This is a genomic window from Nocardia sp. NPDC051929 (assembly GCF_044548645.1).
GTDB lineage: Bacteria > Actinomycetota > Actinomycetes > Mycobacteriales > Mycobacteriaceae > Nocardia > Nocardia sichangensis.
On the sequence record NZ_JBIUCG010000026.1, the window covers coordinates 42551 to 56763 of the forward strand.

The 14213-nt window shown below is 68.9% G+C and carries 12 protein-coding genes; 5 read left to right on the top strand and 7 right to left on the bottom strand.

Going from position 1 to position 14213, the window contains the following annotated elements; all coding sequences use genetic code 11:
• The first annotated feature begins 84 nt into the window (after positions 1-84).
• From ACIHAX_RS30650 to ACIHAX_RS30670, 5 genes are all read left to right on the top strand, one after another.
• Positions 85-1176: a LuxR C-terminal-related transcriptional regulator gene (locus ACIHAX_RS30650; RefSeq protein ID WP_397281087.1), complete on the top strand. Its 1092-nt coding sequence runs from the start codon at positions 85-87 to the stop codon at positions 1174-1176.
• Positions 1177-1307: 131 nt separating this feature from the next.
• Positions 1308-3374: a hydantoinase/oxoprolinase family protein gene (locus ACIHAX_RS30655; protein WP_397281089.1), complete on the top strand. Its 2067-nt coding sequence runs from the start codon at positions 1308-1310 to the stop codon at positions 3372-3374.
• A 9-nt stretch (positions 3375-3383) separates the two neighbouring features.
• Complete coding sequence (locus ACIHAX_RS30660) at positions 3384-5303, top strand: hydantoinase B/oxoprolinase family protein (protein WP_364436995.1); 1920 nt, start codon at positions 3384-3386, stop codon at positions 5301-5303.
• A 17-nt stretch (positions 5304-5320) separates the two neighbouring features.
• The gene (locus ACIHAX_RS30665) at positions 5321-5581 is read left to right on the top strand and encodes a hypothetical protein (protein ID WP_364436992.1); all 261 of its coding nucleotides are present in this window, start codon (positions 5321-5323) and stop codon (positions 5579-5581) included.
• A 43-nt stretch (positions 5582-5624) separates the two neighbouring features.
• A complete protein-coding gene (locus ACIHAX_RS30670; protein WP_397281091.1) occupies positions 5625-7088 on the top strand; it encodes an aldehyde dehydrogenase family protein in 1464 nt (487 codons plus the stop codon).
• 164 nt (positions 7089-7252) lie between these two features.
• Here the strand turns inward: ACIHAX_RS30670 and ACIHAX_RS30675 are convergent, their stop codons facing one another.
• The 7 genes from ACIHAX_RS30675 to ACIHAX_RS30705 form a co-directional block, all read right to left on the bottom strand.
• Positions 7253-8404 (bottom strand): lactonase family protein, encoded by a 1152-nt coding sequence (locus ACIHAX_RS30675; protein ID WP_397281093.1) that lies wholly within the window; start codon positions 8402-8404, stop codon positions 7253-7255.
• A 134-nt stretch (positions 8405-8538) separates the two neighbouring features.
• Positions 8539-8967 carry a nuclear transport factor 2 family protein gene (locus ACIHAX_RS30680; protein WP_364436983.1) on the bottom strand — a complete coding sequence of 143 codons (429 nt, stop codon included), beginning with the start codon at positions 8965-8967 and terminating at the stop codon, positions 8539-8541.
• A 68-nt stretch (positions 8968-9035) separates the two neighbouring features.
• On the bottom strand, positions 9036-9407 hold the full coding sequence (locus tag ACIHAX_RS30685) for a hypothetical protein (RefSeq protein ID WP_364436980.1): 372 nt from the start codon (positions 9405-9407) through the stop codon (positions 9036-9038).
• A 111-nt stretch (positions 9408-9518) separates the two neighbouring features.
• The gene (locus ACIHAX_RS30690) at positions 9519-10412 is read right to left on the bottom strand and encodes a CoA ester lyase (protein WP_364436977.1); all 894 of its coding nucleotides are present in this window, start codon (positions 10410-10412) and stop codon (positions 9519-9521) included.
• A gap of 57 nt (positions 10413-10469) precedes the next feature.
• A complete protein-coding gene (locus ACIHAX_RS30695) occupies positions 10470-11606 on the bottom strand; it encodes a lactonase family protein (RefSeq protein ID WP_397281097.1) in 1137 nt (378 codons plus the stop codon).
• Between the two features lie 255 nt (positions 11607-11861).
• Positions 11862-12620, bottom strand: a complete 759-nt coding sequence (locus tag ACIHAX_RS30700; protein WP_364436971.1) for a glucose 1-dehydrogenase — start codon at positions 12618-12620, stop codon at positions 11862-11864.
• Between the two features lie 51 nt (positions 12621-12671).
• On the bottom strand, positions 12672-14171 hold the full coding sequence (locus ACIHAX_RS30705; RefSeq protein WP_397281100.1) for an aldehyde dehydrogenase: 1500 nt from the start codon (positions 14169-14171) through the stop codon (positions 12672-12674).
• Positions 14172-14213: the final 42 nt, after the last annotated feature.

Here is a 14213-nt window from a genome sequence, read left to right on the forward strand (position 1 = left end):
GACAGCCGGGAATCCATCGGTGGTCCGGCCCTCGGCTCGTGGCCCACCAGATCGTGTCGAAGACAGCGGATACAGGAGTCGCGCATGTCCAGTTCATCGAGACAGCGCAGTGTCGCTGAGTTGAACGCCACCATCGCCGAGATCGCCGCGCAGGCGCACGCCGCGATCGATCGCGATCCGGCCGAACATCGAGCCGCCACCGACGAATGGAACCTGGGCGAACTCTGGGACATGGTCACCTCCCACGCCTTGCGCGAAGCGGACGCGGGCGCGCCCTCTCCCACCCGGCTGGCCGCATTGCTCGGTGTGCTCGACCGGATCAGGGCGGCGGAATCCATGCAGGCGCAGATCCGGCTCGCGAACCGGACGCGGCGGCTGAGCAGGGTGCACGCGGCACTCGCCGAGGTGAGTGGCGAGACCACCGTGGACTCGCTGCTGACCCGGGTCCCGGAAGCGGCGTGCGGTCTCGGTTTCGATCGGGCCCTGGTCTCCACCGTCGACGGGGCGTGGCGTCTGCACACGATGTTCGTCGTCCGCGATCCCCGGTGGGCGGCCGACATCGTCGCGGTCGGACGGGAGAACCCACCGATCCTCGACAACGGCTTGGTCGAAAATGACACGGTGGTCGACGCGCGCGCCGTGCTGGTGCACGAGGTGCAGGACAACCCCCGGGTCAACCGCCCGCTGGCGGCGATCACCAAATCCTCCTCCTACGGGATCGCACCCCTCGTGGTCGACGGCGCCGTGGTCGGCCTCGTGCACGGCGATTGCTACCACCAGCAGCGGGCGCTCGACGAGGTCGATCAGCTGCTTCTGTCCGCCTTCGCTCAGGGGTTGAGCCAGCAGCTGGCGAAAGTGTCCGTGCTCGAGGGCGTCTCGGCGATGCGCGCTCAGCTCGACGGGTTGGGCCGCTGGTCCGCGCCGCGACCGGCTGTCACCGCATCGATCGCGGCGAGCCGGTACGACTACGCGATTCTCACCCGCCGTGAAGTGCAGATCGTCCGGCTGCTCGCCGCGGGCGACTCCAACGCGCGCATCGCCCGCAAGCTCACCATCTCCGAGGGCACCGTCAAAACCCACATCACCCGCGTGCTGCGCAAACTCGGCGCCGCCAATCGCGCCGAAGCGGTTTCGATCTGGTTGCGCAACGCGGACCCGACGACGATCCGCGCCTGATCCGACCGGACCGGCCGAAGGTCGTACGAATCTCTCACCCGCGGTGGATGTCCTCGCGCCCGCCGAGCGGAAAAGTGACCTGCGACATAGAGCGGCACCATCGCCGCTGCACACGGGCCCGGAGGCGCGGTATGACACAGAGTGAACGGAAGGCCGACTGGATCGTCGGCATCGACGTCGGTGGCACGTTCACCGACATCATCGGCCTGAATCAAGCCACCGGCGAGGTCCGCGACGGCAAGGTCCTGTCCACCATGCAACAGGAGATCGGCGTCCTCCGGTCGCTGGCGGCGATCGATGTCGCCGTACCCGAGGTCGCCGAGATCGTGCACGGACACACCGTGGGGATCAACGCGCTGCTGAGCCGGACGGGCGCGCACACCGGGCTGATCGCCACCGGCGGCCATCGCGATCTGCTCGACATCGGGCGCATGCACCGGGAATTCGGTGACCGTTTTTACGATCCGACGTGGCTGCGGCCCCACCAGGAACGTCCGATCGTGCGGCGCGAGTCGCGCTTCGGGGTACCCGGCCGGCTGCGCTACGACGGCAGCGAAATACTCGCCCTCGACGAGGACGCCGTGCGCCGCGCTGCCAGAGAACTCGGTGCCCAGGGCGCCCGCTCGGTGGCGGTCTGCCTGATGAATTCCTACATCGACCCCGCCCATGAGCAGCGCACCGCCGAGATCGTCGCCGAGGAACTGCCCGGCGCCTATATCCAGACCTCGGCGTTGTATCCGGTGACGCGCGAGCACGAGCGCACCACCACCGTGGCCCTGGACGCCTATGTGGGTCCGGCCGTCGTCGGTTATCTCCAGCGCTTGATGGCCCGGCTCGCCGAACAGGACTACCGGGGCACCTTGTGGATCATGATGATGAACGGCGGGGTGGCGACCTTCGCCGACGCCGGGCGGGCGCCGGTGTTCCAGCTCGTCTCCGGCCCGGTCGGCGGGGTCAGCGGCAGCGTCAAGCTCGCCGGCGAGAGCGGCGTGCCGAACCTGCTCACCATCGATGTGGGCGGCACCAGCACCGACGTGGCCGCGATCCGCGGCGGCAGGACTCCACTCACCGACACCTGGACCCTGGAGACCGGGCTGACGCTGACCATGCCGCTGGTCGACGTCGAAAGCATCGGTTCCGGCGCGGGCAGCTTGATCCGCCCCAGCGCGCTCGGCACCGTCGCCGTCGGCCCGGCCTCGGCCGGATCGAATCCCGGCCCGGTCTGCTACCAGCGTGGCGGCGTGGCGCCCACACTGACCGACGCCTGCGCCGCGCTCGGCATCCTGGCGCCCGACCTGTTCGCCAACGGCGCCATCCGGCTCGACGTGGACGCCGCGGTCGAGGCGCTGCGCGCAACCGGCAAGCAGTGGGGCATGTCGGCACTCGAACTCGCCTCGGCCGCTTACGAGATCGCCTGCCAGGACATCGCGGCGAAGGTGCGCAGCATCTCGGTGTACCGCGGACTCGATATCCGTGAGTTCGCTCTGCAACCGTCCGGGTCGGCGGGGCCGATGCTCGCCGACCGGGTCGGTCAGATCCTCGGCGTGGACAAGGTGATCGTGCCGCGCAGTCCCGGCCAGTTCTCCGCTCTCGGTCTGCTGCGCAGCGACCTCATGGTGACGCGCGCGCGATCCATCATGACTCCGCTGGCGCCCGACCACGCCGAGGCGGTGGAAGCCGCGTTCACGGGATTGCAGGACAGCATCAGAACCGATCTGCGGGATCAGGGCATCGACGTGTCGCGCCTTCGCTTCGAACGCGCCGTGTTCGCGATGTACCGCGGCCAGACCTGGGACAACCGGCTGCCGATCGAGGCGGCCGCGCTCACACCCGAGCGGGTCGGCGAGCTGATCCCTCGATTCCACGAGTCCTACCAGGACTCCTACGGTTTCGCGGCCCCCGAGATCCCCGTGGTCGTGTCCACCGTCGAGGTGACCGCGGTGATCCCGCGCGAACTCCGCGCCGCCGACCACACGCCGGACGAGGGCGGGTCGTTCCTGCGTACCACCCGGTTGACCGTGCCGGGCACCACCGAACCCGTCGAGGCGCCGATCCACGTCCGTGAACGTCTCGCACCGCATCGCCCGGTGCCGGGGCCCGCCCTGATCGCCGAGAAGTTCGCGACCACCCTGGTGCTGCCCGGCCGCGCCGCCCACGTGGACGACGACACCAATCTCATCATCGAGCCGCAGGCCTGAGGAGCAACCATGACCAGCACCACCCATACCCCAGGCCTCGCGGTCGACGTCGAGCTCGACATCCTGCGCTACGGCCTCATCGAAGTCGCCCGCGAGATGCTGGATTCCCTGATGCGCAGCGCCTTCTCGCCGGTCTGCCGCGACATCCTCGACTGCACCAGCGCCATCCACATGCGCACCGACGACGGCTGGGAGACGGTCGCGCTGTGGGAGGGCTGCATGCAGCACGCCTTCACCGCGCCGCATATCGCGAATTTCGTGATGGACGACTGGGACATCGACACGATGCAGCCCGGCGACGTCATCTTCGTCAACGACCCGTGGCGTGGCACCATCCACCAGTCCGACGTGAACCTGCTGCGTCCGGTGTTCGTGGACGGCCGGGTGGAGTTCCTGCTGCACTCGACCTCGCACCTGGTCGACCTCGGCGGGGCGATCCCCGGCGGCTTCTCCAACGGCACGCAGACGCACTTCGAGGAACAGCTCAAACTGCCGCCGACATTGTTGTACGCCAACGACGTTCCGGTGCGGCCGACCTTCAACTTCCTCCTGGAGAACAACCGGGTGCCGCAGCTCGTGCTCGGCGATCTGCGCGCACTACACGGCTGCCTGGTCGTCGGCGAACGGCAGTTGCAGGAACTCGTCGCCCGTAGCGGGTTGGACAAGATCCGGGCCGCTGGGCGATACGCCATCGAGTCGACCGAGGCGAGCATGCGCCGCGGTATCGCGAGCATTCCAGACGGCGATTACACCGCCGAGGACTTCCTCGACGAGGACGGCGTGAGCGGTGAAGCGATCCCCGTGCACGTCACGGTGAAGGTCCGCGGGGATTCGATGGAGATCGACTTCTCCGGTTCCGGTCGTCAGCCGCTGGGCAACTGCGGCACCGCCTGGTGCGAGGCCACCCGATGCATCGAGGCGGTCAAGCTGATGGTCGACCCCTCCACGCCGGTCAACAGCGGCACCTTGCGCCCGGTCGAGACGATCCTGCCGTCCGGCAGTGTGGTGCAGGTACTGCCACCGTCGAGCTGCTCCAACCACGCCGATATCGGCGCACGCGGCATCAATGTGGTGACCCAGGCGCTCAGCCGGGCCACCGACGAGGCCTTCGCCTGCGACACCGGCACCGCGGTGGTCGTCAGCCTCGGCGGCATCGACACCCGGGCCGGGCGCGAGGGAACACCGTGGGGCGCGTTCGCACTCGCGGGCGGGGGCTGGGGCGGCACGTGGAAGGAAGACGGTGTCTCGTTCTGCGTGATCCCGATCGGCAACTGCCGCACCTCCGTGCAGGAGCACCTCGAGATCGAGAGCCCGCTGGTCGTCGTCCAGCACGAGATGGTGGTCGATACCGCAGGTGCCGGTCGGTATCGCGGTGGCGCCGGCTCGGTGTATTCGATCTACGCCGAGTCCGACACGATGGTCACGGTCACCGCCGACCGAATCCGCGTCGGCGCACCGGGCTCCAACGGCGGTGGCGCGGGCGCTCCCGCATTCGGTTGGTACATCGAGGGTTTCGATCTCGCCCGGCACTGCGACCCGCTCGACCTGCGCGGCATCGAGCCGTTGTTCGGCATGTTCGACGCCGACGGCAGGCCCGACCCGAACCACGGTGAATTCGGGCGGGGCGCGCGCTATCGGACAGGCAAGTTCTCCGGTCTGATCCTGAGAGCCGGCGACGCCCTGCGGTTCGTCATCGGTGGTGGCGGCGGCTGGGGTGATCCGCTCGAACGCGAGGTGGACCGGGTCGCGTCCGACGTGCGGTCCGGACTGGTGAGCACCGAATTCGCTACCGCCGGTTACGGCGTCGTGCTCAGCGACGGAGTGGTGGACGAAGCGGCCACGACGGCACAGCGCGCGCGTCTGGCGAGCGAGCGCGCCGAAGGGCGCTGGCAGGTGCCGGTCGCCACTCCCCGCACCTGGACACTCTGAAGACGAGGACCAATTCCATGTCAGTAGATCGACTCCTGTTCCCCCGCCCCGAGACCGAGCGCGTATATGTCGAACGGGTGCCCGTCGACGGCGCGTGCCCGGCCTGCGGTGCGGCGAAGCTGGCACGCTATCCCGTCGCCAACTTCCTCGGCCCGCGCATGGTCGTGAAGTGCCAGCAGTGCTTCCACCACGTGTCGGTGACCCGCCCGGAGCCCGAGGACCATTGGCCCGCCTGGCGCTCTCCCGCCAGGGACTGGCCCGCTTCCCGCGTCGGTTGAGCGCTCTCCCACCATCCGATCTCTACCCGCGAAGGATTCGCGCATGACTACTCCGATCCGTGCGGCGTCCAGCTACATCGACGGTCGCTGGACCGGCGGCGACGGCGACCCGATCGCCACGATCAACCCCGCGACCGGCCTCCAGGTGGCGCTCACTCCCGCCACCGGTCCCGTCCAGGTGGCTGCGGCGCTGTCGGCGGCTCGACGCGCGTTCGACGACGGGGCATGGAGCCGGCTCCGCCCCGCCGAACGCGGTGCTCTGCTGCACCGCCTCGCCGACCTCCTCCAGGCGAACCGGGAAGCGCTGGTCCGGCTCGCCGCCACCGAGATCGGCACCCCGGTCGGCAGCGGCGCCACCCTCCACGTCGACCTGCCCGCCAAATTCTTCCGCTGGTTCGCCGACGCCGCCGTTCGCGGACCACGCGACGGCTACGAACAGCCGATGCCGCTCGACCACGATCCGATCACCACCAGCAGCCTGCTGCTGCGCCAACCCGCGGGCGTGGTCGCGGCGATCGTCGCCTACAACGTGCCGATCATGATGAGCGCCTACAAACTCGGCGCGGCACTCGCCGCAGGCTGTTCGGCGATACTGGTCACCTCGCCCAAGGCCGTGCTGCTCACCGCCGCGTTCGTCGAGCTGGTCGAGGAAGCCGGATTCCCCGCGGGCGCGGTCAATTTCGTGTTCGGCCCGCCCGCGGTCACCGAACAGGTCGTCACCGCAGGCGAAGTCGACATGGTCACCTTCACCGGCTCCCCCGCGGTCGGCAGCAGAATCCTCACTCTGGCCGCGCCGTCGTTGAAGAAGGTGGTCCTCGAACTCGGCGGCAAGTCACCCAACATCCTGCTGCCCGGTACCGATCTGGAACGCGCCGTTCCCGCCTCGGCGTTGCGATTCACTCGCAACAGCGGCCAGGCGTGCGGCGCCACGACGCGAAGCTTGGTGCCGCAGAGAAACTTCGACGAATATGTCGAACGTTCGGGCGCGTTCCTGCGCAGCCTCACCGTCGGTGACCCGCTCGCGCCGGACACCGTCCTGGGGCCACTCATCACCGGCGAACACCGCGCCGACGTCGAGGGCTTCCTCGCCCGAGCCCGCGATGCCGGCGCCGACATACCGGTCGGTGGTGGCCGGCCTGCGGGCCTCGACAACGGATTCTTCCTCGAGGCGACCCTGGTGACCGGTGTGCCCAACGAAGCCGAGATCGCCCAGGAGGAACTGTTCGCACCGGTGGGTGTGATCATGCCCTACACGGACCTCGATGACGCGGTCCGCATCGCCAACGATGTCAAATACGCACTCAACGCCAATGTCTGGGGGCCGATCCCCGAGGCCATCGAGTTCGCCCGGCGACTGCGGTCGGGCACCGTCACCATCAACGGTGGCGGCGGCATGCGGGCCGACGCCCCCTGGGGCGGTCCCGGCCACAGCGGCATCGGCAGAGAAGGCGGCGAAGAAGGGTTCCGCGAGTTCTTCGAAGTCAAGCACCTGCAGTGGCCGCTGTGAACCTGCCGACCGGCGAAGTCGCCGACCTTCACCGAGCATGGGGCGTACGTGTCATCGGCCGGCAGCCAGGACGAACGTGGAAAGGCCGCCGCGCGTCTCGTGGATGACCGGACAACCACCGGCCCGCCGGGATCGATCGATCCCGGCGGGCCGGTGCGCGTCGGTCAGCGAGTAGCTGCCAGCGACAGCGTGCGGCCGTCGGCGACATAGGTGCCGGTGTAGCTGTCCACCGACTCGTCCAGGTGGAGGACGCCGTCGGGACCGATCCGGAAGCGGTGCAGGATCTCCTCACCACCGCGCAGGGGGTCGGTGCCCAGCGCCCACAGCGTCGTGCCGCTGGGCGAGAGCACCGTGGCCTCGGCGCACGTCCCCGGCTTGCCGGGCGCGAACTCGACATCGGGCAGGGGAATCAGGACCCCGTCGGGCTGTACCGCGAACGAACTGATGTGTCCCGAGCCCATGTTCGGCACGTACAGGAACCGGCCGTCGGAGGTCATGCTGCTGACATGCGGCAGCAGACCCGTGGGGAACGGCGACCCGGCGATCTCGGTGAGGGTACCGTCCTCGGCGCGCGCGTAGCCGGAGACCGAACCACTGATCTCGTTGACCACGTAGACGTGCCTGCCGTCCGGGGACACCCGCGGGAAGATCGGGTTCAGGCCGGTGCCGACCCGCTGCTTCACCGGCGACACGGAACCGTCGGCGCCGATGTCGAACACCAGCACCTGGCGCAACAGCAGACTGGCGACGTAGAGCTGGCGGCCGTCCGGGGAGACGGTGCCCGAGGCGACGCCGTCGGCGGCATCACCGAACGGGACGGGGGCACCGTTGGCGACCGGTGTGCCGTCGGCGCCGATTCGCACGGGGACGACCCGCGCGTTGTGCAGGCCGACCAGGACGTAACCGTCCCGGCCGTTCGGGGCGAAGGCGATGTCGACGGGCACGTCCGGCAGCGGCAGCGCCGTCCCCGGTGTGAGCTCACCGTCGGCGCCGATCGCGTACGGGATCAGGCGCGGATCGCTGCCCGGAGCGGCGAACAGGAAGCGACCGTCCTGGGTGGCCGCCTGCGGCCAGTTCAGCGCGCCGGGTGTCGGGCGGCCCGCGATGGGTGTCAGCTGCCCGGAGTCGGTCGCGTTGTAGCCCGCGAGGCCGGCGCTGAGGAAACCGTGAGCGTAGAGGTGATAGCCGGCGGTGTCAGCTGCGGCGGGCGGCGCTGTCGCTGTGAAGCCGGGCAGCACGATCGCGGCGAGTGCGGGAATCAGAACCCGCCTGCGCCACACTCCCCGACCACCTGTCGACGTCGAATCAAAGGTCATGTCTGGGAGGCTATGGTTTCCCGCTCTGCGCGGATGTCCAGCAATTTGCACACCGGGCAGCCCCTCTGCAACTCGGCACACAGCACGAACCCCTCCGGCCACGGGCCGGAGGGGTTCGGGTCTCGGCGCGGCGCTCAGGCGTCGGCTTGGGCGGGCATCAGGCCCAGCTGGGTCAGAAAGCTGACGTTGTCCCAGTACACCCGGTGCTCGGCGACCTTGCCGTCGCGCACGGTGAAGGTGTCGATGAGCGGGAAGGTGACCGTGCGGCCCGACGGCGGGACCTCGCCCTCGGCGGTCGCGAGCGGCCCGGTCTGGACACCGGTGAACACGAGTTCGGCGATGGCGGTGTCGCCATCGGTCCAGATGTTGCGACGCTCGATCTTCATCCCGGGGAAAGCGGTGATGAAGGCGCCGATGAGGCCGCGCAGCGCTTCGATGCCGGACATGGGGCCGGACGGGAACTCGGCCGCGACATCGTCGGTGAACGGGCTCGCGGCGCGCTCGAGATCGCCGGCCTCCAGTCCCTCGTAGTGCGTCTCGACGAGGGCGAGCAGGTCGCTCATGGTGAACCTTTCGGATGGTTGTGGGCCCGGCTCCCGGGCGGTACAGCGATGGACCGGCAGAGCCGGGATCAGGGCTGGACGCCCATCTCAGGGCCGATGTACTCCCGCACCCGGGCGGCCTTGCCGTCGCGGACGTCGACGATCTGCAGCAGGTGCAGCTTCATCTCCTGACCGCCGATGGTGACCTCCGTCGTGCACTCGTTGAAGAAGCCGTGCTCGGTGAAGGTGATACCGCCGGGCACGAAGGTCGGCACCGCACCGTCACCGGAGCGCTCGTACACCGCGGCGACGGCTTCGCGGACGGTGACCCACTTGTCGTCGGCGCTGTGCCAGACGAGGCAGTCGTCATGGCTGATCTCGATGAAGAGATCGATGTCGGTGAGGGCCTTGACCCAGTTCTCGGCGAGATCCCTGGTGGCCTGGTCCGGTGTGCTGCTCATCGGTGAACGTTGCCTTTCTGTCCTGACGTATGCAGGCGTCCTGCGCCACCCATGCTGCGCGGATATCCGCCGGGCGGATGTCCAGATTTCTGGACACCCACCCGAGCCCGCTCAGCGATGGGCGGCCAGCGCATCGGCCAGGGCGATGACGCCCTCCGCCGTCTTGACGTGCGCGAGATCGATGTGCTGGCCCTCGAAGTCGACGGCCGCGCTACCGGCCGCTTCGGCCGTCCGGAAAGCCTCGATCATGCGCCGGTAGAAGTCGACGGTGTCGGGCGACGGGGAGAACACCTCGTTGGCGATCGCCACGTGGGACGGATGGATGGCGACCAGCCCGCGGTAGCCCAGCTGCCGGTTGTCGAGGCAGAACCGGCGGGCGCCGTCGAGATCCTTGATGTCCTGCCACACGCCCGCCAACGGGTGGTGCAACCCGTTGGACCGCGCGGCCAGGACGATCCGGCTGCGCAGATACAGGGTCTCGAGCCCGGCCGGGGTGAACTCGAAGCCGAGTTCACGACCCACGTCGGCATTCGGCCCGGTGGCGCCCAGCAGCGACGCAACCCGCGGACTTGCCGCGGCGATCTCCTCGCAGTGCGCCATCGAGACCGCCGTCTCGTAGGACACGATCAGCCGGACGGTGCCGACGTCGATGCCCTCGCGTTGCTCGATGTGCCCGAGCACCGCGTCCAGGCGCACGATCTCGGCGGCGGTGAACACCTTGGCCAGGAACAAGCCGGTCAGACCCGGACGCACGATCGCTTCAAGATCGGCGCCGAGCAGTCCGCTGACCTCCGGGTTGGCTCGGACCCACAGATCCGGGCGCACCCCTTCGGCCGTGAGGCGGTCGATGGTGGCGGCGACGATGCCGCGGGCCTCGGCCTTGTCGGCGGCGGGCACCGAGTCCTCGAGGTCGAGGATCAGCGCGTCGGCACCGGAGGCGACACCCTTGTCGGCCCAGGCGGCCTTGTGGCCGGGAATGAAGAGCATCGAACGGTACGGTTTCATCGTGGTTCTCCCTTGGCAGCAGCCCTGTCGGTACGACAAAATATAATATATGAAGTATCAACCCTGCGTAGCGATGCCTGCGGACGGACCGTCCGAGAAGATAAGGCCCGTGTCCACGGGCTCTCCGGCGGAGGTCAACCGTCCGTCGGCTGCCATCGCATAGGCGTGCACGCGAGACGTTCCCGCGACCGTGAGCGCGTCGACGAGGAAGACCCGCTGCGACACCGAGTCCACCAGGACACGGCCGGGCATGGTCCCCATCGGGGCCGGGTAAGGCGAGCCGGGCAGCGGTGTCAGCGCGCCGTCGCCGGCGACCGAGAAGCCCGCGATGCCACCTGCCATGGATTCGGCCAGGTACATGCGCCTGCCGTCCGAGGTGAACATCGCGCCGTGCGGCAGCGGCATCAGGCCGGTGCGGAACGGTGACCCGGGAACCGGATTCAGGTGGCCGTCGGCCCCGATCGCGAAGGCCGAGATGTCGCCCTGGGCCTCATTGCTGGTGTAGAGGAAACGGCCGTCCGGGGTGACGCCGGGAATGGTCGACATGAGACCCGCGGCTGCCGAATCCACCAGCGTCAACGCACCGTCCGGGCCGATCGCGAAACTGAACACTGTCGCCTCGAGCCAGCCGACCGCGAACAGGAATCGCCCGTCGGGGGTGATGGCGGGCATGCTCAGGCCGCTCACTCCCGGAATCCGCGCCGGAGCGGCGCCGGTCGGTTCCAGGGCGCCCGATGCGGCGATGCGATAGGAACGGATCTCGTTGGTCACGGTGCCGGTGGTGACGAACAGCGTCCGGCCGTCGGGCGACGGCAGCACTCCGACGCCCGGCCCGCCGAGGTCGAGGTGCGCGCCGGGAACCGGGCTGAGCGTGCCGTTCGCGGCGAGCGCGTATCCCTCGACGGTGCCCGAAACCGTGTTGATCGCATACACTTTCCGCCCGTCGGAGGTGACCGACAGCGACAAACCGCCGGTCCCGGCGGGGAACGGGGACCCGGCCACCCGCGACAGGGCGCCCGCCCGATCGAGACCGAGCACACTGATGTTCGACGAGCCTGCGCCGCCGATCACCAAGAACCTGACACCCGGGTCGGCGGCCGAGACGGGCGTATTCAGCCAGCCCGCCGAGGCGAGGAGAAACGCGGCTGCGAGCCCGGCGGCGGCCCGGCGTGAACGACGTGTGGTCCGGAACATCTGTACTACCTCCAACTGACCGGCGAGCACCGCTGCCCCCGACCGGATAAAACGCGCGCGGTATGCGCAGGAACGGAAATGGGCGTGAATGCCTCAGCGCTATTTCCAGATGTGACGGTAGGCAGCTCTCAGCGCTTTCCCTGTCCAGAAATCTGGACAGCCGAAAAGTCTCGGCTGCACCGTGTTCGCGAGCGGATCCGGACAGCAGAAAAGGCCCTCCCGGCCGGAAATCGGAAGAGCCTTTTCGGAATTCGATCAGTACAGCGTGTACCCGCCGTCGATCGGAATGGTCGTGCCGGTGACGAACGAGGCCGCGTCCGACAGCAGCCACATGGCCGCTTCGGCGTGCTCGACCGGCTCGCTGGCACGGCGCAGGGCGTGTGTGGCCGCGACGGTGTCGGCGTAGGAGGGGTTCTTCTCGAGGTACTCGAGGTACATCGGGGTCTTGGCGGTCGAGGGGCCGATGCCGTTGACCCGAATACCCACCTCGCCGTATTCCGCGGCCGCGGCCTTGGTCAGGCCGGCCAGTGCGTGCTTGGAGGCGCTGTATTCGGCGGCCATCGGAATGTAGATGAACGAGCCGACCGAGGCGGTGTTGACGATCGAACCGCCACCGGTCTCGATCATGGCCGGAATCTCGTGCTTCATGCACAGGAACGCACCGGTGACATTGATCCGGAACACCCGCTCGAATTCCTCGCGGCTGATGTCGACCAGTTTCTTGCCGTTGTTGGGCACCCCGGCGTTGTTGAAGGCGCCGTCGAGCCGGCCGTACGCCGACACCGCGGCATCGACCATCGCCTTCACCTGGTCCTCGTCGGTGATGTCGACGGTCACGAACTGCGCGGCGTAGCCTTCGGCCGTCAGCTTCTCCGCCAGCGCCTCCCCCGCTTCGGTGGCGACGTCGGCGATGGTGACCTTCGCGCCGTTCTCGGCGAAGAGGCGCGCGGCCGCCTCACCGATACCGCTCGCGCCGCCCGTCACAATGATCGAGCGTCCGTCGATTCCAGCCATGGATCTCTCTCCTGTGGTCTTACTCGGTGATGGAAAAGTTCTGTGCGGGAATCAGTTACCGAATCCCGCGGTGTCGCTGGGCGCGCTGTCGAGCACCAGCGTCTTGGTCTCCAGGAACGACCGCAGGCCCTCGGAGCCGCCCTCCCTGCCGATACCCGACATCTTGAAACCGCCGAAGGCGATGGAGAAGTCGGTGCGCGGGCCGTTGTGCCCCACCGTGCCGGTGCGCAGGGACCGGGCCACGCGGTAGGCGCGATCGGCCTCTGTGGTGAAGACCGCGGCGTTGAGCCCGTAGGGGCTGTCGTCGGCCAGGGCCACCGCGTGGTCCTCGTTCTCGGCCGGGACGACGACCAGCACCGGGCCGAAGATCTCCTCTGTCGCGATCACCGAGGAGTTGTCGACGTTCGCGAAGACGGTGGGCTCGACGAAGAAGCCGCGGTCCAGCCCGGCGGGGCGGCCGCCGCCGGTGACGAGCCGGGCGCCGCCCGCGGTTCCGGCGGCGATGTAGTCCTCCACGCGTTCGCGCTGACGGGCCGAGGCGAGTGGGCCCATCTGCACGGTTTCGTCGAACGGGTCGCCGACCTTCACCGCGGACATGGCGGCGCCGAGCGCATCGGCGAGTTCGTCGTGCCGATGCTCGCTGACGATGACGCGGGTCAGGCTGTGACAGACCTGCCCGGCGAGATAGCTGATCCCGCCCGCGAGGACCTTGGCCGCGGTGCCGATGTCGTAGTCGTCGAGCACCAGCGCGGGCGACTTGCCACCCAGTTCGAGAGTGCAGCGGGCCATCCGGTCGGCACAGATCGCGCCGATGGTCCGTCCGGCTGCCGTCGAACCGGTGAAGGTCACCTTGTCCACGCCCGGGTTGCGCACCAGCGACTCCGACACCCGGCGATCGGCGGTCACCACATTGAGCACCCCCGGCGGCAACCCGACCGCGTCGCAGATCTCGGCGAACAGGTAGGCCGAGGTGGGTGCCTCCTGCGGGGGCTTGAGCACTACCGTGCATCCGGCGAGCAGGGCGGGCGCGCACTTGTAGGCCATGAGCCCGGCGGGACCGTTCCACGGCACGATCGCCGCGACGACACCCACCGGTTCGCGGATCAGCAGACCCGCCCCGCCGGACATGGGGGTGTGCTCCTCACGGAAGGCGAAGGTCTCGGCCAGATCGGCGTAGGCGTTGAACGCCCCGGACAGGAACAGCGGGAGCCGGGTCTTGGCCAGCGAGTAGACGATGCCCGACTCGATCGACCACAACCGGGCGAAGTCGTCGCCACGACGGGTCAGCTCGGCGGCGATCGCACGCAGGTAGCCCGCGCGTTCGGCGGGCGAGAGCCGCGGCCACGGCCCGTTGTCGAAAGCCCGGCGGGCCGCCGCGACCGCAGCGTCGACGTCGTCGGTGCTCGCGGCGCCGACGGTGGTCACGATCTCTTCAGTACCGCAGTTGAGCACGTCGAAGGTCTGCGGTGACGACACCGGCACCCAGCGGCCGCCGATGTAGGACGCCTCCGGGTGCGCGGGCAGTACCCCGATCTCGACCGACTTCGTCATGGAAAGTTCCTCTCACACTGTGACGCAAGCTACGCCACGACA